General features: G+C 63.4%; 22 protein-coding genes and 1 pseudogene. 12 read left to right on the top strand and 11 right to left on the bottom strand.

The window, feature by feature from the left end:
- Nucleotides 1–196 precede the first annotated feature (196 nt).
- Nucleotides 197–1,297, top strand: a complete 1,101-nt coding sequence (locus NKI17_RS05720) for a GGDEF domain-containing protein (protein WP_023677471.1) — start codon at nt 197–199, stop codon at nt 1,295–1,297.
- On the opposite strand, the gene NKI17_RS05715 is transcribed toward NKI17_RS05720, so the two are convergent.
- On the bottom strand, nt 1,287–2,318 hold the full coding sequence (locus NKI17_RS05715) for a 2-dehydropantoate 2-reductase (RefSeq protein WP_352568524.1): 1,032 nt from the start codon (nt 2,316–2,318) through the stop codon (nt 1,287–1,289). The two genes, NKI17_RS05720 and NKI17_RS05715, sit on opposite strands and share 11 nt — an antisense overlap.
- A gap of 129 nt (nt 2,319–2,447) precedes the next feature.
- Between NKI17_RS05715 and dapE the strand changes: the two genes are divergently transcribed.
- Together dapE and NKI17_RS05705 are read left to right on the top strand one after the other, a co-directional pair.
- Nucleotides 2,448–3,647, top strand: coding sequence for a succinyl-diaminopimelate desuccinylase (gene dapE, locus NKI17_RS05710; protein ID WP_352568525.1), 1,200 nt, complete (start codon nt 2,448–2,450; stop codon nt 3,645–3,647).
- 2 nt (nt 3,648–3,649) lie between these two features.
- Nucleotides 3,650–4,258 (top strand): hypothetical protein, encoded by a 609-nt coding sequence (locus NKI17_RS05705; protein WP_023677470.1) that lies wholly within the window; start codon nt 3,650–3,652, stop codon nt 4,256–4,258.
- On the opposite strand, the gene truA is transcribed toward NKI17_RS05705, so the two are convergent.
- From truA to def, 4 genes are read right to left on the bottom strand one after another with little or no spacing between them, the layout of a single operon-like run.
- Entirely contained in the window at nt 4,240–4,995 is a 756-nt protein-coding gene (gene truA / locus NKI17_RS05700; protein WP_352568526.1) for a tRNA pseudouridine(38-40) synthase TruA, read from the bottom strand. The two genes, NKI17_RS05705 and truA, sit on opposite strands and share 19 nt — an antisense overlap.
- A gap of 18 nt (nt 4,996–5,013) precedes the next feature.
- Nucleotides 5,014–5,523, bottom strand: coding sequence for a GNAT family N-acetyltransferase (locus NKI17_RS05695; protein WP_352568527.1), 510 nt, complete (start codon nt 5,521–5,523; stop codon nt 5,014–5,016).
- Nucleotides 5,520–6,449, bottom strand: coding sequence for a methionyl-tRNA formyltransferase (fmt, locus tag NKI17_RS05690; protein ID WP_352568573.1), 930 nt, complete (start codon nt 6,447–6,449; stop codon nt 5,520–5,522). Before fmt ends, NKI17_RS05695 begins: the two co-directional genes overlap by 4 nt.
- Before the next feature lie 17 nt (nt 6,450–6,466).
- Complete coding sequence (gene def / locus NKI17_RS05685) at nt 6,467–6,997, bottom strand: peptide deformylase (protein WP_023676950.1); 531 nt, start codon at nt 6,995–6,997, stop codon at nt 6,467–6,469.
- A 103-nt stretch (nt 6,998–7,100) separates the two neighbouring features.
- Between def and NKI17_RS05680 the strand changes: the two genes are divergently transcribed.
- On the top strand, nt 7,101–8,363 hold the full coding sequence (locus NKI17_RS05680) for a DNA recombination protein RmuC (protein WP_352568528.1): 1,263 nt from the start codon (nt 7,101–7,103) through the stop codon (nt 8,361–8,363).
- Nucleotides 8,364–8,402: 39 nt separating this feature from the next.
- Here NKI17_RS05680 and NKI17_RS05675 read toward each other — a convergent pair whose 3' ends face one another.
- The 3 genes from NKI17_RS05675 to NKI17_RS05665 form a co-directional block, all read right to left on the bottom strand.
- The gene (locus NKI17_RS05675) at nt 8,403–8,807 is read right to left on the bottom strand and encodes a GFA family protein (protein WP_023676952.1); all 405 of its coding nucleotides are present in this window, start codon (nt 8,805–8,807) and stop codon (nt 8,403–8,405) included.
- 67 nt (nt 8,808–8,874) lie between these two features.
- Nucleotides 8,875–9,837 carry a cation diffusion facilitator family transporter gene (locus NKI17_RS05670; protein WP_352568529.1) on the bottom strand — a complete coding sequence of 321 codons (963 nt, stop codon included), beginning with the start codon at nt 9,835–9,837 and terminating at the stop codon, nt 8,875–8,877.
- Between the two features lie 122 nt (nt 9,838–9,959).
- Nucleotides 9,960–10,769: a transglutaminase-like domain-containing protein gene (locus tag NKI17_RS05665; protein ID WP_352568530.1), complete on the bottom strand. Its 810-nt coding sequence runs from the start codon at nt 10,767–10,769 to the stop codon at nt 9,960–9,962.
- 215 nt (nt 10,770–10,984) lie between these two features.
- On the opposite strand from NKI17_RS05665, the gene NKI17_RS05660 reads away from it, so the two are divergent.
- Together NKI17_RS05660 and sugE are read left to right on the top strand one after the other, a co-directional pair.
- Nucleotides 10,985–11,110 (top strand): hypothetical protein, encoded by a 126-nt coding sequence (locus NKI17_RS05660; RefSeq protein ID WP_013528464.1) that lies wholly within the window; start codon nt 10,985–10,987, stop codon nt 11,108–11,110.
- Nucleotides 11,111–11,264: 154 nt separating this feature from the next.
- Nucleotides 11,265–11,577: pseudogene (gene sugE / locus NKI17_RS05655) on the top strand (quaternary ammonium compound efflux SMR transporter SugE).
- 82 nt (nt 11,578–11,659) lie between these two features.
- Here sugE and NKI17_RS05650 read toward each other — a convergent pair.
- Complete coding sequence (locus tag NKI17_RS05650; protein WP_023676956.1) at nt 11,660–12,088, bottom strand: DUF6481 family protein; 429 nt, start codon at nt 12,086–12,088, stop codon at nt 11,660–11,662.
- Between the two features lie 229 nt (nt 12,089–12,317).
- Here NKI17_RS05650 and NKI17_RS05645 point away from each other — a divergent pair, with 229 nt between their 5' ends.
- The 3 genes from NKI17_RS05645 (at nt 12,318) to NKI17_RS05635 (ending at nt 15,829) form a co-directional block, all read left to right on the top strand.
- Nucleotides 12,318–13,379: an LLM class flavin-dependent oxidoreductase gene (locus NKI17_RS05645; protein ID WP_352568531.1), complete on the top strand. Its 1,062-nt coding sequence runs from the start codon at nt 12,318–12,320 to the stop codon at nt 13,377–13,379.
- Between the two features lie 133 nt (nt 13,380–13,512).
- Nucleotides 13,513–14,673 carry an AI-2E family transporter gene (locus tag NKI17_RS05640; protein WP_023676958.1) on the top strand — a complete coding sequence of 387 codons (1,161 nt, stop codon included), beginning with the start codon at nt 13,513–13,515 and terminating at the stop codon, nt 14,671–14,673.
- 154 nt (nt 14,674–14,827) lie between these two features.
- A complete protein-coding gene (locus NKI17_RS05635; protein WP_352578153.1) occupies nt 14,828–15,829 on the top strand; it encodes an LLM class flavin-dependent oxidoreductase in 1,002 nt (333 codons plus the stop codon).
- A gap of 156 nt (nt 15,830–15,985) precedes the next feature.
- Here the strand turns inward: NKI17_RS05635 and NKI17_RS05630 are convergent, their stop codons facing one another.
- The gene (locus NKI17_RS05630; protein WP_352578154.1) at nt 15,986–16,609 is read right to left on the bottom strand and encodes a L,D-transpeptidase; all 624 of its coding nucleotides are present in this window, start codon (nt 16,607–16,609) and stop codon (nt 15,986–15,988) included.
- Nucleotides 16,610–16,863: 254 nt separating this feature from the next.
- Nucleotides 16,864–17,883, bottom strand: coding sequence for a LacI family DNA-binding transcriptional regulator (locus NKI17_RS05625; protein ID WP_352449454.1), 1,020 nt, complete (start codon nt 17,881–17,883; stop codon nt 16,864–16,866).
- A gap of 217 nt (nt 17,884–18,100) precedes the next feature.
- Here NKI17_RS05625 and NKI17_RS05620 point away from each other — a divergent pair, with 217 nt between their 5' ends.
- The 3 genes from NKI17_RS05620 to NKI17_RS05610 are packed head-to-tail and all read left to right on the top strand — an operon-like array spanning nt 18,101 to nt 21,956.
- On the top strand, nt 18,101–19,684 hold the full coding sequence (locus tag NKI17_RS05620) for a sugar ABC transporter ATP-binding protein (RefSeq protein WP_352905511.1): 1,584 nt from the start codon (nt 18,101–18,103) through the stop codon (nt 19,682–19,684).
- The gene (locus tag NKI17_RS05615; RefSeq protein WP_352568536.1) at nt 19,681–20,994 is read left to right on the top strand and encodes an ABC transporter permease; all 1,314 of its coding nucleotides are present in this window, start codon (nt 19,681–19,683) and stop codon (nt 20,992–20,994) included. Before NKI17_RS05620 ends, NKI17_RS05615 begins: the two co-directional genes overlap by 4 nt.
- The gene (locus NKI17_RS05610) at nt 20,991–21,956 is read left to right on the top strand and encodes a substrate-binding domain-containing protein (RefSeq protein ID WP_254815861.1); all 966 of its coding nucleotides are present in this window, start codon (nt 20,991–20,993) and stop codon (nt 21,954–21,956) included. The genes NKI17_RS05615 and NKI17_RS05610 overlap by 4 nt, the downstream gene beginning before the upstream one ends.
- Nucleotides 21,957–22,018 lie beyond the last annotated feature (62 nt).

Here is a 22,018-nt window from a genome sequence, read left to right as displayed (position 1 = left end):
AACGGGGAGTTCCGAAAGCCCGGTTTTGCGCCGGATGCTCTAAGCGAATGTTAATCACCCTGGCCCAGCATGCCGGCGAAGACTGTGTCGACCGGCACGGAGCGCTCGACTGGCAAGCGACCTATCCCTGACCACCAACGAGCCGCGCAAAACGTGGAGCGCCGCCGCTCGCCTGTTTGCCTGGTTCTCTTCGCCGATGAAATTGGAACCGGAAGCTGTCCGCGCCCGGCTTCTCGACACCACCTTCGAGCGCAAATTCGCGGTCCTGTTCGGCACCATCAGCGTTCTGTTGGTTGCGGTCAGCGCCGCTCTTGCCACCGGGGATTGGTGGCCCTACGCCTGGATTGCCGCCGACCTGATGCTTTTCACCGTCCGCGTTCTGCTGATGCGGGAATGCGAGCAGGCCCGCAGGCGCGGCTCGAAAGGGCCGCTGGCGGGCCTGATGGCAGCCAGCGGCGTCTGGTCGGTCGTTTTCGGCCTCGGCTGCTATGGCTGTGTTGCCAGCGGGAATATGGCGCTTTCCGTACTTGCCGCCTTGAATGTCGCAGGCGTCGTCGGCGTGGTGTCGTCACGCAATGCGGCGACCCCGCGCTTCGCCATATTCGTCATGTTGGCCGTAAGCCTGCCTTACGTGGTCGGTGCATTGTTTTCTGCGGCGCCCGGAATGCCGATCGTCGGAATTCAAACGCCGTTCTATGTGGCCGGCGTCATCATCGTGCTGCTTCAGAACCACGCAATCAATGCCCGCATGATCCGCGCCGAACTGGACAATCGCGACCTGGCCATCAAGGACGCGCTGACCGGCCTGCCAAACCGCATCTTCCTGCAGGAGAAATTGCGCGACATGTGCCGCGACCTTGCGGCGCCGGCCGCCAATGGCGGCAAGCCGTTTGCAGTGCTCAGCATGGATCTCGACGGTTTCAAACAGGTCAACGACCGTTTTGGCCACGCCGTCGGCGACGTGCTGCTGCGCAAGGTGGCCGAACGATTGAAGCGCGGCTTCCGTCCGGGGGACGTGGTCTTCCGTATCGGCGGAGACGAATTCGTCATTCTTTTGCCCGCAACCTCGGAGATCGAGGCCACCTACCTGGCAAAGCGGGCCATCGAAAAGGTCTCGGTCCCCTTCGACCTCGGGGTCGGCTCCGCCATCCATGTCGGCTTGAGCGTCGGCAGCGCATGCGCACCCGCCGACGGAGGCGATCCGGAAATCCTGCTCACCTGTTCCGACCATGCGCTCTACGAGGCCAAGCGCACCGGCAAGGGCCGTTACTGGGCGCCTGTGCGGGCTACGATCTGACGGTCGCGACAACGGCTTCCGGCGTCTGGCAGGGCGATCCGCGCCTCTTCTGCTCGGCCGCGCGCACCAGTGCCGTAACATGCTTCAGCAACGGCGCCGGCGTGCCGGCCTTTTCGGCCAAACGCAGGACCGCGCCTTGCAGTTCGCCGATCTCCGTCGGCCGGCGGCGCTGAAGGTCATCCCACATCGACGAACGCGCGGCAGGGTCGATGGCAAGCATCCGCCGCGCCAAGAACTTGAACAGCCAGTCGGGCAGGCGAAGCACTTTCGGCAGCAGCGCGGGACGCAGGCCGGCGATGCGAGCGGGTTCGATGCCCGTCGCCATCATTGCCGCCAATGCTTCGTCGATCTGGCCGGCCAGGATCAGCCGCCAGCGGCGATCGGCAAGCTCTGCCGCCAGCGGCAGGCCGGAAAGCGCCACCAGCGCGTTGTTGAGGTTGAGCAGCAGCTTGCCCCATAGCACCGCTTCGATGTCACCATGCGTGGCAACGGCAAAGCCCTCAACGTCAAGCAGTTCGTCAAGGCCTGTCGGACCCTGTTCGATCATCACCTTGCCGCCGCTGGCGCGGTGCAGACGAAGCGGCAATTCGCCCTCCGCCGATTGGACCACGTTGAACGGCACCATGCCCGCGAGCACCCGCCGGGCGGCGAGATGGGCTCGCAACTTATCGGCATTGTCGACGCCGTTCTGCAGACTGAGTACCACCGCATCCGGTCGGGCATGGGCCGCAATAAGCCCGGCCATGTCCTGCGTCGCGCCGCTCTTGACCGTTAGCAGGATGACATCGGCACCGGGGAATGCCGCGGCCGGATCGGCGGTGACCGACAATGCCTCCGGCTTGACGGATCGGTCGCGGCCATCACGGTCGGTGATGCGCAATCCACCTTTTTGCAGCGCCTTCTCGATGCGAGGCCGCGCCAGCAGAACCACCTTTCGTCCGGCAAGTATCAGGCAGCCGCCGGCGTAGCATCCGATACTGCCGGCACCGGCGATTACGATCGTCCTGCCATGCGTGATCATGCGATGGCCCTGTCCTGGTCGAGAGGCCTGGCCGCAACTATACGGCATGAAAACCATAATGTCGGCGGCATGGCTGGCCCTTATGTCTGGCCGTGACAGGCCTTGCGCTTTCGACTATCGCTTTTGCCCATGACGCTGCCTACCGATCCGACCAGAAATCTGGCTGCTCTCATCCGCTGCGCTTCCGTGACGCCCGCCGAAGGCGGTGCGCTGAGCGCGCTGGAAGAAATGTTGAAGCCGCTCGGCTTTGCCGTCGAGCGCCCGGTGTTTTCCGAATCCGGCACACCTGACATAGAGAACCTTTACGCGCGGCGTTCCGGCAACGGCCCGCATCTGATGTTTGCCGGCCATACCGATGTCGTGCCGGTGGGCGATGAAACAGCCTGGACGCACCCGCCCTTTGCCGCCGACATCGCCAATGGCGAGATGTTCGGCCGCGGCGCCGTCGACATGAAGGGCGGCATTGCTTGTTTCGTCGCGGCGGTAGGGCGACATATTGCGCAGAAGGGCGGCCCGAAGGGTTCGGTCTCGCTGCTGATAACCGGCGACGAGGAAGGGCCGGCGATCAACGGCACGACGAAACTGCTCGAATGGGCGGCTGTCAAGGGTGAGAAATGGCATGCTGCGATCGTCGGCGAGCCGACCAATCCCGACGCGCTCGGCGATATGATCAAGATCGGCCGGCGCGGCTCGCTCTCCGGCACGGTCGTCGTCAACGGCCGCCAGGGACACGCCGCCTATCCGCAGCTAGCCGACAATCCCGTGCGCGGCCTGGTGACGCTGGTCGACGCCTTGCTTGACCCCGTCTTCGACAACGGAACAAGGGATTTCCAGCCGACCAATCTTGAGGTCACCTCCATCGATGTTGGCAACCCTGCCACCAACGTCATCCCAGCGAAGGCGGCGGCTACCTTCAATATTCGCTTCAACGACACATGGACCGTCGAGACGATCCAAGCCGAGATCCACAACCGCCTCGACCGGGCGGCGAAACGCAAGAAATACCGCGCCGGCAAGAAGACGCCGGTCGACTACGAGATCGTCTGGCGCGACGGGCCGAGCCATGTTTTCCTGACACGCGACGACAGGTTGATCGAGACGCTTGGCGGCTCGATCATGGCGGTGACCGGCAGAGAGCCGGCGCTCTCCACCTCCGGCGGCACCTCCGATGCCCGCTTCATCAAGGATTATTGTCCGGTGGTCGAATTCGGCCTTGTCGGCAAGACCATGCACATGGTCGACGAACGCGTGGCGATTGCCGACCTCGAGACGCTGACGCAGATTTATCTGCGCTTCGTTGAAGACTGGTTTGCGCAGGACATATCCTAGTGATGCTTTCAGCGGATGAAACCTACGCTTCGCTTGCCGGTGCCTGGCGGCTGATGCTCGGCAAGGCCGACGGATTTCGCCTGCTCGACCTTTCGGCGGACGGTTTCTGGAACTCCTTTTTTGCCATCGTCGTCGCGGCGCCGGCACTGATCGTCGGCTGGGTCGGTATTGCCAACGAGATCGGCGATCCCAACGCATTCGTCGGCCGTTTCAGCATGTTGATCCGCCTGGCCACCGTCGATATCGGCGCCTGGGTGCTGCCGCTCATAGGCCTCGCCCTGGTGGCGCCGCGGGTCGGCGTCGGCGGCCGTTTCGTCCATTATGTCGTGGCCAGCAATTGGGCCTCGGCGATCATCGCCTGGATGATGCTGCCATCGGCGTTGATCCGGCTTTTCCTGACGTCGGCCAACGAAGTCTCCGGACTCGTGTCGCTGCTGTTGTTCGCGCTGTCGATGGTCTTGACCTGGCGGATGACCAACGTTGCGATCGGCAGGGGTGCGGCCGCCGGCAGCGCCGTTTTTGCCGGCATGTTCGTGGCGTCGCTGATCGTCCTGTTCGGCCTGCAGGCGCTGCTCGGGATCAGCGTTCCGGATCAGCCAGGCGTCGGATAATCGACGCCGACGAGAAACAGCCCGTCGGGCGGCGCCACCTGACCGCAGGCGGCACGGTCGCGCGCCTCAAGCGCCGCCTTGAGGTCGGCAACAGTCCAGCCGCCTTCGCCGACACGTTTGAGCGAGCCGACCATCGAGCGCACCTGGTTGTGCAGGAATGACCGCGCCGAAGCGCGGACCTCAATGAAATCGCCCGCCCGGCTGACATCCAGCCGGTCGAGCGTGCGGACGGGGCTGGTGGCTTGGCACTGGGTCGAGCGGAAGGTGGTGAAATCATGCCGGCCAAGCAGCACCTTTGCCGCCTCGTGCATGGCACCGGCATCGAGCTGCTTCGGTACCCACCAGATCTTGCCCTTGTCGAGCGCCGCCGGCGCGCGGCGATTGACGATGCGGTAGAGGTAATGGCGGCCGATCGCCGAGAAACGCGCATCGAAGCCATCCGGCACGACGGCGGCCTTCAGGATGGCGATGCGCACCTTGGCCGCTTGCAGATGCGCGTTGACTGCGTCGCGCACCTTGTCGCCGGGCCATGCCTTGATCAGATCGACATGCGCCACCTGAGCGGTCGCATGGACGCCGGCATCGGTGCGGCCGGCGGCGCGCAGCGAAACCTGCTGACCACAGAACTTCTCGATCGCCTGCTCGATCGCCTGCTGCACCGATGGCTGGTTGGCCTGGCGCTGCCAGCCGGCGAAGAGACTGCCGTCATATTCGATGTCGAGGCGAAAACGCGGCATTCCCGGATCGAGGCGAAATCAGGCGGCAAGGGCTGAGCCGAAGGCCGAGGCGTAGACCAGCCTGCCGGTCTCCGGCGCCTCGCCCCAGGCAAGCGCCTGCAGGGCTTCGCCCTGATAGTCGCTGTCGAATTTCGCGGCACGGGCACGGCTGTAGCCGAAACGCCCATAATAGGCCGGATCGCCGAGCACCACGGCGAGCGTCTCGCCGGCAGCTTTCAGGCGGATATGAGCCTCGCGTACCAGGGCACCGCCGATGCCGGTGCCGTGGAACGACGGCTCGACCGCTAGAGGCGCCAGCGCCACCGCCGGGAAACTCTTGCCGCCATTCTGCACGAAGAGCCGTGAAAACAGGATATGGCCGACCACTTGCCCGTCTTCGTCCGCCACCAGTTCGACGACGGCATCACCGCCGGTGACCAGCGCGTCGACCAATCCGGCCTCCGTCTGCTGGCCGAACGCGTGTTCTTCGACAAGGCGGATCGCCTCGCGGTCCCGCGGCGTCGCCGCGCGTATGGACATCATGCTCATGACAATTTCATTCCTTTTTCGAGCTTGGCCCCGCGCAGAAACTCCTGCGCGGCAATGGGCCTTGCGCCCGCACGTTGAACTTCGACCAGCCTGATCGCGCCTGACCCGCAGGCGACCGTCAGACGGTCATCGAGAATTCCTCCCGGTTCGCCGGCGCCTTGCGAGAGCGTCGAGCGAAGCAGTTTCAGCCGTTCCACGCGGCCGCCGATTTCGGCCTCGCACCATGCACCGGGAAAGGGCGACAGGCCGCGAATCTGGTTGTGCACGTCGCCGGCAGGTCGCAGCCAGTCTATGCGAGTCTCCGATTTATCGATTTTCTTGGCGTAGGTCACCCCCACCTCCGCCTGTGTGGTAAATGTCAGCGTATTCCGCTCCAGCCGTTCGAGCGCTTGCACGATCAGCGCAGCACCGAGGACCATCAGCCGGTCGTGCAGATCGCCGGCCGTCATGTCGGGTCCAATGGGACATTTTTCAACCATTGCCACCGGCCCGGTGTCGAGGCCTTCCTCCATCCGCATCACCATAATGCCCGTTTCGGTATCGCCGGCCATGATGGCGCGCTGGATAGGGGCAGCGCCGCGCCAGCGCGGCAACAGCGATGCGTGACCGTTGAGGCAACCGAGCCGCGGCGCCTCGAGAATGGGTTTGGGTAGAAGCAATCCGTAGGCGACGACCACGGCGACGTCGGCGCGCAAGGCGCGGAACGCCTCCTGCTCCGCCTCGCTCTTCAGCGACACCGGCGACCGCACCTCGATGCCAAGCCGCTCCGCCTCGCGCTGCACCGGCGACGGCGTCAGTTCGAGCCCGCGCCGGCCGCCGGCGCGCGGCGGCTGCGTGTAGACGGCCGTCAACCCGTGCCCGGCCCCGGCAATCGCCCGCAGCGTCGGCACGGAGAATTCAGGCGTACCCATGAAGATGACACGCAGGGGCATTTCGTCGACGCCTACCCCACCATCTTGCCCGGCGCCTTGTCCCTGGCGAGCTTCTTGAATTTCTTGACCACCATGTCGCGCTTCAGCTTGGAGATGTGATCGATGAACAGCACGCCGTTGAGGTGGTCGATTTCATGCTGCAGGCAGGTCGCCATCAGCCCCTCGGCCTCGATCTCCTGCAGCTTGCCGTCGCGGTCGAGAAACTTCACCCGCACCGCCGCCGGACGCTCGACCTCGGCATAGTAATCCGGGATCGACAGGCAGCCTTCCTCGTAGACCGAACGCTGGTCGGAGCTTTCGAGGATTTCGGGATTGATGAAGACGTGCGGTGCCGGCGTCTCGTCCTCCTTGGCCAGGTCGATCACCAGCATGCGCAAGGGTTCGCCAACCTGGATCGCCGCGAGGCCGATACCGGGCGCGTCATACATGGTGTCCAGCATGTCGCCGGCCAGTTTGCGCAGATCGCCGTCGACACGCTCGACCGGTTTTGAAACCTGGCGCAGGACGGGATCGGGGAGGATGATAAGCGGCTTGATCGACATGGCGTCTCACCTAAGACCTCGCAGGAAAAGCGTCAACCGGGGCGCCTTCGGGTCGTTCACGTTTTGATCTGTGCCGGCAGACCGAATCATCTATGCTGTCGACATGAACGATCTGGCCACCATCCTGTCCGAACCTGTCGCCCGCCTCGGCGCCACCACGATCACGCTCGGCCAAGCCCTGGGTTTCGGCGCAATGCTGTTCCTCGGCCTGTTCGTGGCGCTCGTCGTTGCGCTCTGGCGATCGGCCAAGGCGCGTGCAGTGGCGGCCGCCGAAGCCGCCGACCACGCCCGCGACGCCGAGGTGCGGATGGCTGGTATCTTGGCAAGCCAGGCGGAAATGCAGGGCCGCATGGGCGCCATCGCCGAAGTGTTCGGGGCGCGCCAGGCGGAACTGACACAGTCGATCGGCCAGCGTCTCGATGCCATGACCGGCCGCCTGGGCCAGACCATGACCGAGCAGACGAGATCGACGCATGAGAGCCTCGCCAAGCTGCAGGAACGGCTGGCGGTCATCGATATCGCGCAAGGCAACATCCAGTCGCTGGCCGGCCAGGTCGTGCAATTGCAGGCGATCCTTTCCAACAAGCAGACGCGCGGCGCCTTCGGCCAGTCGCGCATGGAAGCCATCGTCGCCGACGGATTGCCGCACGGCGCCTATGAATTCCAGGCGACCTTGTCGAATGGCAGCCGGCCCGACTGCCTGGTGAAGATGCCGAACGGCGCACCGTCGCTTGCCATCGACGCAAAGTTTCCGCTCGAGGCGTGGAATGCCATCCGTGCCGCCGAAGGCGCCGACCTGCAGAAGTCCGCTGCACAGGCTTTCCGCCGCGACATCGAGGTGCATGTCCGGGATATTTCCGAAAAATACCTGATCCAGGGCGAGACGCAGGACACCGCCTTCATGTTCGTGCCCTCAGAATCGGTGTTCGCCGAAATCCATGAGAATTTCGAGGCCGTTGTCCAAAAGGCGCATCGATCGCGGATCGTCATCGTCTCGCCATCGCTTTTGATGCTGTCGATCCAGGTCATCCAGGCAATCCTCAAGGATGCCCGCATGCGCGAGCAGGCACACCTGATCCAGGGCGAGGTTATCCGGCTGATGGAAGACGTCTCCCGGCTCGACGAGCGGGTGCGCAAATTGCAGACGCATTTCGGCCAATCGGCCAAGGATATCGACGACATTCTGGTCTCGACATCGAAGGTGACCAGGCGCGGACAAAAGATCGAGGCGCTGGAGTTTGGCGTGCAGCCGGCGGAGGACACCGCTGGTTCGAATGGCAGCGGAGCAAAAGCGGAAAGCAGCCCGCGCGTCGCCGATTCGAAAACCGGGCAGTTGAGGCTAAGGGTCGTCGAAGGCGACGATTGAGAGCTACGCCGGAACCGGAGGCTTCGCCCGGGTCTGGCGCTACTGCTCCTCGATGATGGTTGTGCCTTCGAATTCCGGCAGCCAATGCAGCGCCGAGCGGTGCCAGATCTGCTTTCTCGGCACCAGTTGCTCGCGCTGCCGTGCCGTGCCGACCCTGATACCGTAAACCTTCGGTCCCTCGCCCGCCGACGTGGCGTAGAGATGCGAGCCGCACTCACCGCAAAATGCCTGGGCGCGCTTGGCGCCGCTCGAACCGGTCTTGATGTAGATCTTCGGCGTGCCCTTGGTGATCCTGTAATTGTCCTCGGACGCCGGCACGGTGACGCGAAAGGCCGTTCCGGTTAGCTTCTGACAATCGATGCAGTGACAAATGGTGGTCTTTTCCGGATCGACTTCGGCCTCGTAAGTGATAGCGCCACAATGACACGCGCCGTCGATTTTCATCTTCGTTCCTCCTGGAGCTTTTGCCCGCAATCATAACCGGGACTGCCCGATGGCGCAGCCATTTTCCTCAGGCCGGTTCCCCTCCGGACGCCGCCAAGGCCTTGCTCCGGCGTTCCCAGGTGCCGGTGGTCTGCGGCTTGACGAACAGCCGCGTCACCTCCGGCATCTCCGCTTTCAGCCGCGTCTCGAGGCGCTCGACACAGGTCTCTATCTCCGGCGCCGACAAATGATCCTCGAACTCGATGCTCAAAGCGGCGACGATCTCCTGCGGACCCATATGCAGCGTCAGCACGCCATTTGCCCGTTGCACCGCCGGGTCCTGCTGGACGATGGCCAGCACCTCTGTTTGCACCTCGGGCGAGGCCGGCTCGCCGAGCAGCAGGCTCTTGCTTTCGCGCGCCAGGAAGATCGCGGTCCCGCCCAGGATGAGCGCGATGCCGATCGACGCGGCGCCGTCGAGCTTCGGCATGTCCAGCAGTTCCGCCGCCGATATCCCGGCGAAGGCGACAACGAGGCCGAGAAGTGCCGCGCTGTCCTCGAAGAGTACGGTGTAGACACTCGGATCCTTGCTGAGCTGCACCGCCTCAAGCCAGCCGTGGCTGCCTTTTTGGTGGCGGAATTCCTTCAGCGCCACCAGCCAAGAGGTGCCTTCGAAGAGAAAGGAAAGGCCAAGGACAGCGTAGTTCACCTTGGCGTTGGCGATCGGCTCCGGCGCCATGATGTGCGTCACGCCTTCGTAGAACGATATGCCGGCACCCAGTGCAAAGACGAGGAGCGCGACGATGAAGCTCCAGAAGTACAGCTCGCGGCCATGGCCGAGCGGATGCGTGCGGTCGGCCGGCCGGGAGGCACGGTGCATGCCGTAAAGCAGCAGGCTGCCATTGCCGGTATCGACGAGCGAGTGGACGCCTTCCGAGAGCATTGCCGAGCTGCCCGTGAACAAGGCAGCGGCAAATTTGGTCAGTGCGATCGCAAGATTTCCGGCGAGCGCCGCATAGATCACTTTTTTCGACCCGCCATGCGCCGCCATGGTGTGCTGCCTTGGTTGATGCACCGAGATTGGCGGAGCGCCCGCCCACGCTCCACAGCTCTCACAACGCCCGAAGTGCCCAGTTGTTCACAAGGTCAGTTGTTAAAAAGGGCGGCGCGGGGCTATTCGACGACCTCGTCCGTCCAGACCTTGAAGCCAGCCAGCGCGCCCGGCCCAAAAATGTGGGTCAGCGGCACATCGGCGGCATCGCGTCCGGAGGCAATCAGGATGCGGCCGATGCGCGGCGCGTTATTGCGCGGGTCGAACGCGTGCCAGCGGCCGCCGAGATAGACCTCCATCCAAGCGGCGAAATCCATGTCCGACCACGGCTTTGGCAGGCCGATATCACTGATATAGCCGGTGCAGTAGCGGGTCGGAATGTTCAGGGCGCGGCAGAAGGCAACAGCGAGGTGAGCAAAGTCGCGGCATACACCACTCTGCTCGCGATAGGCCTCGGCGGCGGTGCGCGTCGGCCGTGCATTGAAATAGTTGAAGACGATGTGGTTATGGACGAAGTCGCAGACCGCCTGGACGCGCGGAATGCCGAGCGGGGTGCTGCCGAACAGCCGCCACGCTTCATTCGACAGCACGTCGCTCTCGCAATAACGGCTGGGCAGCAGGAACAGCAGCGTCTCCGATGGCAGATCGCGCACCTCGTGCTGCCACGCCGTCAGCTCGCGCGTCTCGAAGGAGCCGGCGTCGCGGATCACCGCGTCCGTGCCGAACGCAAAGCGCCCGGCCGGCGCAACGAAACGGTTGCACCAATTGCCGAAACTGTCGCGGTAGCTTTCGATCGGCACCGGCGGGTTCGACGTCAGGAAGTCCGGCCGCTCAAGATCGGATGCGCGCGAATAATGGACGTTTAGCATCGCGATCAGCGGTGTTTCCTGCGGGAAGTCGAAGCTCATCTGGCAACCGATGTGGATCCGCATTGTCGTCCTGACCGGCCTGCCTGATCATCAGCCGGCGAAACGCAAGGGCTGATGCTGCAGTGCGAAGAAGACCATGGCACGGACCGCTGCGGTTTACGAGGGAATTAGAAACCGGTTGACAGCCATCGGCCAGGGCGACTGCACGGCAGCGGCCTCTTGCAGTCGAGCGTTTTCTCTTGTTTCACTTCGCCAGACGTCAACTGGAGGAACGAATCATGGCTAAGGGTGCGATGAAGGCAGGCAAGGAAGCCCGCAAGCCGAAGAAGGACGCGAAGAAACCCGCTCCGGCGCCGGCCCTGAAGGCACCGCCGGTGAAGGCGATGAAGCTGAAGGACAAGTAGGGCCGCAGCTACCGTTTCGGCTTATTTCGACCGGCCGCAAACGCGGCCGGTATGATTGTTCACTAAGCTCACGCGCATCCCCTATGGATGCGGCGAAGGCAATTTTTGCGCTTTTCAAGAAATCGCCCGGAAGCCATCGAAACGGAGCGTTCCGATGTCGTGGATTTCCTGTTCCTCGCCGGCCTGTTCGAGATCGGCTGGGCGATCGGCCTCAAATACACCGACGGATTCTCGAAGCCGCTGCCGACCGTCCTGACGGTAGCCTCGATGATCGTCAGCCTGACCTTGCTCGGCCTGGCGCTGAAGGCATTACCGGTCGGCACCGCTTACGCGGTGTGGACCGGCATCGGCACCGTCGGCACGGCGCTGTTGGGATATGGCTGCTCGGCGAGCCAGCGACGGCGATCAGGCTGGCCTGCATCGCGCTAATCGTCTGCGGCATCATGGGACTGAAGCTCGCGGCTTAGCCGATTCTGACGGACGAGCGCGTTCGGGGCCGCTGCAAGGCGGCCCTGATTCTTGAATTCGGCTGATCAGTGCCGGAAGGCGCTATCGCGCGGAGAAGCCGGGCGGCGTCCTGCCGGTGCGCTGCTTGCGCGCCGCATAGCGTGCGTCACGCTTGGCCTTGCGTTCGGCCTCGTCGGCAAGAAAACGGGCGATCCGCTCGTTCTCTTCAGCTTCCCGGATCTTCGCTTCGGCCTGTGCGGCTTCTTCCGCGGCGATGCGTGCCGCTTCGGCAGCTGCCTCGCGCTCGGCCTTTTCGGCCGCTTCGCGCGCCAGCTTTTCCTGCTTCAGCCTGGCCTTTTCGGCCTCGCGTATCGCGCGGGCCTCGAGGATCGCCTTGCGCTCGGCCTGTCGTGCCAGCACCGCTGGATCATCTGGCGCCGGCTTTGCCTTGAAGCGCTCCAGAAGCGCCTTCTTTGCCTCGTTTGCGGCATTGCGCCGCTCGAAAACGTCTTTTTCCCTATAGATAGCCAAGTCCACTTCCCTGAAGTCAATTTGCGAGGCTTACATACGCGCGAAAACCGAGAGTTCAAGCGCCAAAACGGTATGCCAGCCATGAAATTCTGATCTGTTGCAGCCGGGAGACGCCATTTCGATTGAATTCGGCTGAAAGCACCCGCACTGTTCACCATCCAGGCATCTGGCGGGGCGGCGGACTGATCGCTACGTGTAGCGCCAAGACAAAACGCTGAGATGACACACTATGCAACTCGGTCTCTACACCTTCGCCGACGTCAGCCCGGAACCAGGTCCCGGTGCGATCGGTGCGCATGAGCGGTTGCGCAACCTGATCGAGGAGATCGAGCTCGCCGACCAGGTCGGGCTGGACGTCTTTGGTCTCGGCGAGCACCACCGTCCCGACTATGCTGCCTCGGCTCCGGTGGTGGCGCTGGCGGCGGCGGCCGAACGGACCAAGCGCATAAGGCTGACCAGCGCTGTCACCGTGCTGTCCTCCGACGATCCGGTGCGCGTCTTCCAGCAGTTTGCCACCCTCGATCTTCTGTCCGGCGGCCGTGCCGAGATCATGGCCGGGCGCGGCTCGTTCATCGAGTCCTTTCCGCTGTTCGGCTACAATCTCGAAGATTATGACGAGCTCTTCGCCGAGAAGCTCGACCTGCTGCTCGCCATCCGCGATCATGTCAAGGTGACCTGGTCGGGCAGTCTGCGCGCGCCGATCAACGACCGCGGCGTCTATCCGCGGCCCTTGCAGGACAAATTGCCGATCTGGATCGCCGTCGGTGGAACACCGCAATCCGTCGCCCGCGCGGGTGTGCTCGGGTTGCCGCTGGCACTGGCGATCATTGGTGGCGAGCCGGCGCGGTTCGCACCGCTGTTCGACATCTACAGGGATGCAGCCAGGCGCGCCGGCAACGATCCGGCAAGCCTTGCCACCAGTCTCAACGTGCACGGCTTCATTGCCGACACCACGGACCAGGCAGCCGACGATTTTTACGGGCCGCAGGCCGAGGTGATGAACCGCATCGGCCGCGAGCGCGGCTGGGGGCCGACATCGCGGGCGCATTTCAACCAATCGCGCGGCCCAAACGGCGCGCTGTTCGTCGGCAATCCAGAACAGGTGGCCGAGAAGATCATTGCCCAGCACAGGATATTCGGCAACGACCGCTTCCTGCTGCAAATGGCGATCGGCACCATGCCGCACGCCAAGGTGATGAAGGCCATCGAACTCTACGGCACCAAAGTGGCGCCGATCGTGCGCCGGGAAACTGCGAAGGCCGTTCCCGCCGTGGCGGCGCCGGTTGCCTGATTCCCAGTCACCTGATTCATTGCCAAGGCCGCGAGGCGGCCTTGCCGGTGACGCCGGCTAACGGAACCTTGAAGCGACAGAGGCGTTTTCGCCAACGGTCTGCACCAATCGCGGTGTGCCGCCGAGGGTCAGAATGAAAGCCGAACCCGACGCTTCGGGCGCAAGCGCTGCCGAAAGCCCGGATCCGCGCGTCGAGGCGCGGGCGGATGCGCATCTGATGCGTTCGCTGCTCGTCGGCATCTTCATTCTCATGGCGATCTACGCGCTTTACTTCGCCCGCGCCTTCTTCATGCCGGTCATTCTGGCTTTCCTGCTGGCGCTGACGCTGACGCCGATCGTTCGCTTCCTGCGCAAGCATGGCATGCCCGATGTCATTTCAGCGACACTGTTGGTGCTGCTTTCGTTCTGCCTCGTCGCCGTCGCGGGATATCTGCTCAGCGGCCCGGTCATCGACCTCATCAACAACACCTCGACGATCGGCCAGCAGCTTACCGAACGTCTGGCACAACTGCGCCGTCCGTTCGAACGGATCGTGGAGATTTCGCGCCAGATCGAGGGCCTGACACAGACATCCCAGGAGCCGGGCGTTCAGAGGGTGGCGACGGCGCCATCCGGTATTCTCTCGCAGGCCGCCGGCAATGTGCTGTCGGCCGGCGCCAGCGTTACCATCGTCTTCGTCCTGTCGCTGTTCCTGCTCGCCTCGGGCACGATGTTCTATGAAAAGATCGTCCAGTCCTTCCCCAGTCTCAGCGAAAAGAAGCGGGCGCTGCGCGTCGTCTACGACGTAGAACGTGAAATCTCGCATTATCTGCTTACTGTCACGGTCATCAATACATGTCTCGGCGTGGTCATCGGGCTCGGCCTGTGGGCGCTCGGCGTGCCCAACGCGCAGGTCTGGGGCGCGGCAGCGGCTCTGCTCAATTTCCTGCCCTATATCGGGGCGCTGACCACCATCACGCTGGTTACGATCATCGCGCTGATAAGCTTCGACACGATTTCCTATGCGCTGCTGGCGCCGGCCTTCGTCCTTATGTGCGATGTCGTCGAAGGCCAGTTCGTGACGCCGACGGTGGTCGGCCGCCGTCTCGAAATCAACGCAGTGGCGATCCTCATCGCCATCGCCTTCTGGTCGTGGCTGTGGGGTTTTGTCGGCGCGCTGCTGGCGGTGCCGCTGCTGGTCGTCATCAAGGTGTTCTGCGATCATTTCGACGGTCTCAGCCATGTCGGCAATTTCCTGGCGGCGCAACACACGGCAGCGATCGAGGACGAAGAGATTCCCGAGGTGAAAAAGTAGCGGCTTAAAGGGTCAAAAGCGTCCCCCCGATGGGGCAGATCACGACCTTGCATCGGTCGCACGTCCGTTTCCCCCAGCGCTCCATCAACATTTTGAATTTGCCGCCTCGGCAACGGCTTCCTACATCCCTTCGGCCCACAGGAAACCCGCGCCGATGACCGTTCTTTCCGTTCTCGACCTGTCGCCGATCGTCGAAGGCAGCAACGCTTCACAGTCACTCGCCAATTCGCTCTATCTCGCCCGTCATGCCGAGCGGCTGGGTTACCGGCGCTATTGGCTGGCAGAGCACCACAATATGCCGGGCATCGCCAGCGCCGCCACCTCGGTGGTCATTGCTCATGTGGCCGGCGGCACCAATACGATACGCGTCGGCGCCGGCGGCATCATGCTGCCCAATCATTCGCCGCTGGTCATCGCTGAGCAGTTCGGTACGCTTAATGCTCTGCATCCTGGCCGCATCGATCTCGGCCTCGGCCGGGCGCCCGGCACCGACATGGCCACGGCACGGGCGCTGCGCCGTAACCTCGACGCTGGCGCCGACAATTTCCCGCAGGACGTCGTCGAGCTGATGGGTTACTTGCAGCCGGCCGAAGACGGCCAACGCATCCGCGCGGTGCCCGGCGAAGGCGAAAAGGTGCCGATCTGGATTCTCGGTTCCAGCCTCTACGGCGCGCAGCTTGCCGCCATGCTCGGCCTGCCCTACGCCTTCGCTTCGCATTTTGCGCCGGCCGAGCTCGACCATGCTCTGGAGATCTACCGCTCGCGTTTCCAGCCTTCGGAGCAGCTCGACAAGCCTTATGTGATGCTCGGCCTCAACGTCTTCGCCGCTCCTTCCGATGCCGAGGCGCGGCTGTTGTTCACCTCGCTGCAGCAGGCCTTCGTCAATCTGCGCACCGGCCGGCCCGGCCGATTGCCGCCGCCGGTCGAAGGATATGAGCGCGACCTCGATCCAATGGCCAAGACCATGCTCGGCCAAGCGCTTTCCTGCGCCGTCGTCGGCTCCCCGGAAACGGTCAGTCAAGGCATCGAGGCGTTTGTGCGCCGCACAGGGGCCGACGAGCTGATGGTCACAGCGCAGATTTTCGACCATGCGGCGCGGGTGCGCTCGTTCGAGATCCTGGCCGACGCTCACAAATCGCTGTCGGAAGCTGCCTGAGAGTTGGTTCGCCACTTGCCACTGTTGCGGGCAAGGCCGGCCTTAGGCAGGGAACATCGCGAACAGGTGTGCGAAGACATAGCGAACATTTCGCGCGTTTTACGCGGAGGTTTTCGATCCGTCATGCTCGTCCGTTAGCGGGAAACGCGGCGTCCACTAAATGACGATCACCTTGGTGCCGATTGTGGCGCGGTCATAGAGATCGATGATGTCCTGGTTCATGAGGCGAATGCAGCCCGCAGACACGGCTTTGCCGATGGACCACCATTCGGGGCTACCGTGCAGGCGATATCCAGTGTCACCCTTCTCGTTGAAAAGATAAAGCGCCCGCGCACCGAGCGGGTTCACGAGTCCGCCCTCCATATGGGCCGGTATGATGCGGCCTCGCTTCTGCTCGCGCACGATCATCGCGGACGGCGCGCTCCAATCCGGCCATTCGCGCTTCCTCGCAACGTGAGCAGTGCCATGCCACTCGAAGCCCGCCTTGCCGACGCCGATGCCGTAGCGCAGTGCCTGACCGTCTCCCAGCACGTAGTAGAGAAACTTCGCTCCTGTATCGACAATGATGGTGCCAGGCTCCTCGTCAGTTGCATAAGGCACTGTCTGCCGACGGAACTTTGGGTCGACCTTGTAGATCGGAACCGGCGGAATGCGGAAACCGGCGTCGGTGAGGCCGCCATAGGCCTGGGGAAAGGTCTGTAATGCTCCGCCGGTGGTGCAGCCGGAGAATGCGACCATCCCAGCAAGTCCCAGCCCAATTAGGATCGATTTCACGCGCATGACTCAAGCCGGCGCCCGTGTGAACGATCAGCCGCATCTCGTCATATTCCTAATCCGACATGCTTCGATTGCCAAGATTTTCCTGACTGTCGGCTGGCTGATTGTTGGCCACTTGGCTCGATCGGCGCCGCGTCCTTCAATTGCTCGGTTTTCGAACGACGAACGCCCGTAGTGGCTGCGAAGGCCCGGGGTCGGCAGGACAGAGGGAGCGCTGTCCGTCCGGCATTGCAAAGTTTCTGAACAGAGCCCAAGCGCTACGCGCTGACGCTCTGCGCAGTCGCACCTAGCGGACGGCATGAATTGCGGATCATCAGGCGTCCCTTGAGCGTCAGCTTGCGCGGCGGCGCATCCCTGTTTCCGGCGAGCCGGTCGAGCAGCAGATTGGCCGCCTGTTCGCCAATCGCCTGCACCGGCTGTGCGACCGTGGTCAATTGCGGCCGGAACACATCCGACCACGGAAAGTCGTCGAAGCAGGCGACCGAAATATCCTCCGGACAGGACAGGCCGATATCGCGAATGGCCTTCATGGTGCCGATCACCATCGGGTTGTTGGCCGAAAAGATGGCGCTCGGCCGGTCGTGCAGCGAAAGCAGCTGCATGGTGGCATTGTAGCCGTCGACTTCATGGAAGTTGCCGAAGCGGACGAGTTCGGCCTCGGCCGGCAGGCCGGCGGCCTGGAGGGCCTCGCGGTATCCCGCCATGCGGTCATGCATCGGCGAGATATCGAACGAGCCGGAGATGTAGCCGATGCGCCGATGGCCGAGATCGATCAGGTAAGTGATGGCGTCGAACACCGCGCGCTGATTGTCGAGAACGACGGCATCGGTGTCGACACCCTGGCAAACACGGTCGAGCAGCACGACCGGCACATTGGCGTCGTCGACAATCCGTTTGAGGATCGCGCCGTCACCGACACGCGCGACGATCAGTCCGTCGACCATGCGGTCGAGCAGCAGCCTGATCTGGTCGTCCTGCGTGTTCAGGTGCTCGTCGGTGCAGCACAGCATGACGGCGTAGCCGGCCCTGTCGAAAGCCTGCTGGATGACCGAAACCACGTCGGTAAAGAACGGATTGGTGATGTGTGGGACGGTGAGCCCGATGGTGCGTGTGGTGCCCATCTTCAGGCTGCGGGCAATGGCGTTGCGCTTGTAGCCGATGTCGCGGATCGCCTGTTCGATGCGCTGGCTGAGCTCGGGGCTGACGGTCGCGGTGCCGTTGATCAGCGCCGATACGGTGGCCACGGAAACACGCGCGGCCTCAGCCACATGAAGCATAGTCGGAGCAGTGAATTTGCGCTGCTTTTTTCGTCCTGACACTGTCATTTTCGAAACGTTTCACCACTCCACGGTAGCAATACGTACGGAATCTTATGATTTTGCGCAAGAATTGAAATGGAACAATCTCAGGCTCCAGATATTGCCTTGACATGATCGAAACGTTTAGATTAGCGTTTGAGGTGTTCGGTGACGACGGAGGGAGGCCGTCCTTGTCATGCAGCACGGCAATTCCATCCCTGCGCAAGGCGTTATGGCGGACGGCTCGGCTGTCGTACTGAGCGCCGAGCACATCTCCAAGTCCTTCGGCGGTATCGCCGCGCTTATCGATGTCGGCTTCGAACTGCGGCGCGGCGAGGTCCATGCGCTGATGGGCGAGAACGGCGCCGGCAAGTCGACGCTGATGAAGATCCTGTCCGGCGTCTATACGGACTATAACGGAACGGTCAGTATCGATGGCTATCCGGTGCGCTTTGCCGGCGTCCGCGAAGCCGAGCGCGCCGGCATCGCCATCATCCACCAGGAGCTGAACCTCGTTCCCGAACTTAGCGTCGCCGACAATATCTTTCTCGGCCGCGAGAAGCTGATCGCCGGGCTGATCGTCGACCGCAAGGCGAGCAGCCGCGCTGCCGGCGCGCTCTTGCAAAGGCTCGGCATCGAGCTCGACCCGGATGCGCGCGTCGGTGCCTTGCGCGTCGGCGAACAGCAGCTGGTCGAGATCGCCAAGGCGCTGTCGATGTCGGCGCGCATTCTGATCATGGACGAGCCGACCTCGGCGCTTTCGCCGGCCGAATGCCAGCGGCTGTTCCGCATCATCCGCCAGCTCGCCGACAGCGGCGTGGCGATCGTCTACATTTCGCACCGCATCGACGAGGTCATGCATCTGGCCAGCCGCGTCACCGTGTTTCGCGATGGACGCCACGTCCTGACGCGGGCGATGGACAAGCTCGACGAAGACGCCATAATTTCGGCGATGGTCGGGCGAAACCTGCTTGCTTCCTCCCAGGAGCACCGCATCCCCGGTGGCAACACGGTCCTGTCCGTAAGCGAGCTGTCGCTGTCGAAGCCCAATCGCCATGGTTGGCGCACCGTGCTCGATGGCGTCAGCTTCGATCTTGCCGCAGGAGAAATCCTCGGTATCGGCGGGCTGCTGGGCTCGGGCCGTACTGAAATCCTGGAAACCATCTTCGGGTCCAGCGGCGGACGTGCCGGCGGTGAGATCAGGCTCGATGGCGAGGCAGTAGAAATCCGTTCGCCGCGCGATGCGCGCCGGCTCGGCATCGCTCTGGTCACGGAAGACCGCAAGACGCAAGGCCTGCATCTCGAGGCCTCGATCACCGACAATGTCGCGCTGCCGCTGGTCGGCGCGCTGGCGCGGTTCGGCGTGCGCTCGCTGGCCGGTGAGCAAGGGCTGGCACGGGACGCCGTCAAGGCGCTCGGCATTCGCTGCGAGACCGTCGAGCAGCCGGCGGGCACGCTGTCCGGCGGCAACCAGCAGAAGGTCGTCATCGGCAAATGGCTAGCGACGAGGCCGCGGGTGCTGCTGCTCGACGAGCCGACACGCGGCATCGATGTCGGTGCCAAGCGGGAAATCTACGATCTCATCTTCAAGCTGGCGCGAGACGGGCTGGCGATCGCCGTGATCAGCTCGGAATTGCCGGAGCTGCTGCATCTTTCCGACCGTATCCTGGTCATGGCCGACGGCCGCCAGACGGGAATCCTGTCCCGCGCGCAAGCCAGCGAGGAGGCCATCATGCGGCTTGCGGCGCCGCGACGGACGATGACGAGGCCTGCCGCATGAGCATTTTGCATATCCTGTCCCGGACGAAGCTCTATTGGGGCCTGATCGCCATCTTCCTGATCGGCGTGCTCGGCTCGCCGATCAGCTCCAAGGGCAACAACATCTTCCTGTCCTACGGCAACCTGCTCGATGTGCTGCGCCAGGTGTCGACCACCGGGCTGATTGCCACCGGCATGACTGCGGTGATCATCACCGGCGGTATCGACCTTTCCGTCGGCTCGCTGATGGCTATCTGCACGGTCGTCTGTGCCATGCTGCTGACGGTCCCCGGCGTGACGCCGGCGGTGGTGCTGGGGGTGCCGACAGTTGCCCTGGCAGCCCTTTGCCTCGGCATTCTCGTCACTCGTTTCATCCTGCTGAACATCGAAAAATCCCGCGCCGGCGCGCAGGCCACGCACGACATCAGGTTGGACAGCGTTCGCGGGCTGGTGACGCCCGGCATTGTCGGGGTGATCCTGTGCAGTCTGGTGCTGTGGTTCCTGCTGCCGCAGGTGGGCTCAAAATTCGGCGTGCTCGGCGTGCTGCTGGTGGCGCCTTGCGTCGGCCTGCTGTTCGGCGCGCTCAACGGCTTCATCATCGTCGCCGGGCGGCTGCAGCCCTTCATCGTGACGCTGGCGATGATGGTCACTGCGCTCGGCATCGCCCGGCTGACAGCCGGCCAGAACAATGCGGTGCTGCCGGTCTACACCGGCTCGAATGCCACCGCCGATTTCGAAATGCTGCGCACTCTGGTATTCGGCGTGATCCCGATGCCGGGCCTGTTCTTCCTCGGCGCCATCCTGATCTACGGCGCCGTGCTGCGCTTCACCCCGTTCGGCCGCTATGTCTATGCGATCGGCGGCAATGAGGAGGCGGCGCGGCTGTCGGGCATCGCCGCCGGCCGCGTGAAGATCGCCACCTATGCCGTGTCAGGGCTGCTGGCCGGCATCGCGGCGGTGCTCTATGTCGCGCAGTACCGGCAAGGCAAGCCGGACGCCGGCGCCGGGCTGGAGCTCGACGCGATTGCCGCCGTGGTCATCGGTGGCACCAGCCTGATGGGCGGACGCGGCAGCCTGACCGGGACGTTCTGCGGCGTGCTGATCTTCGGGCTGCTCTCGAACATCCTGCAGCTGCACAACATCAATTCGAACCTTCAGCTGGTGCTGAAGGGGATGATCATCATCGGTACCGTGCTCGTACAGGAGCGCAGTGCCGGTGATCTTCTCTTCTATCTGCGACTGCCCGGTGGGCAAGCGCACAAGGAAACGGCCGCGGCAAAGCGGCCGTCGCAAGAGACCGCGTCTCTGAATATTGGAGGAAACAAGAAATGAAACGACGTGAATTGTTGAAGCTCGCCGGGCTGACAGCGGCACTCCTGACCACGACCGCCATGCTTGCCGGCGGCGCCCATGCGCAGGACAAGAAGTGGAAGATCGGCTTCTCGCAGGTGACGACCATCGAACCCTGGCGGGCTCAGTTCAACAAGGACATCCTGGCCGAAGCGGCCAAGCATCCGGAAGTCGAGCTGATCATCACCGACGGCGAGGACAAGACCGAGAAGCAGGTCGCCGATGTCGAAAACCTTATCCGTCAGGAGGTCGATGCGCTCTTGGTATCACCGAAAGAATCCGCCGGCCTGACCGGTGTCGTGCAGCAGGCGATCGATGCCAAGATCCCCGTCTTCGTGCTCGACCGCAACGTCGAAACCAACGACTACACGCAGTTCGTCGGCGGCGACAACAAGCTGATCGGCCGGGCTGCCGGTGAATATGCCGTCGAGCTGCTTGGCGGCAAGGGCAAGGCCGCCGGCAACGTCGTCGAGATCTGGGGCGGCATGGGCACCCAGCCGGCACACGACCGCCATGACGGCTTCCATGAATTCACCGACAAGGAGCCGGGCATAAAATACCTGCTCGACCAGCAGTCGGGCGATTGGAAGCAGGACCAGGCCTACAACATCATGGCGACGGCGTTGCGCAACAACGAGAAAATCGATCTCGTCTACGGCCACAATGATCCGATGGCCTATGGCGCCTATCTTGCCGCCAAGGACGTCGGACGTGAGAAGGACATCAAGTTCATCGGCATCGACGGCCTGCCCAATGAAGGCGTGCAGCTGGTCGCCAATGGCGAGCTGACGGCGACGTTCACTTATGTGACGCCGGGCGCCGAAGGGCTGCGGCAGGCGATCAAGTTCCTGAACGGGGAGAAGGTGGAAAAGACCATCACCCTGCCGACGCAGAAGATCACCAAGGAAAATGCCGCCCAGATCCTGAAGGACAACGGCCTCTGAGACGAGGCTTTCCTGCCGGGCGTTCAGCGCCCGGCAGGAACAACAACCAAATGCCGGCAGGC

The sequence above is a fragment of the Mesorhizobium sp. M0816 genome (assembly GCF_040320005.1).
Classification (GTDB): domain Bacteria; phylum Pseudomonadota; class Alphaproteobacteria; order Rhizobiales; family Rhizobiaceae; genus Mesorhizobium.
Note: the sequence above shows the minus strand (reverse complement) of the source record. Positions and strands in the feature narration are given on the sequence as shown.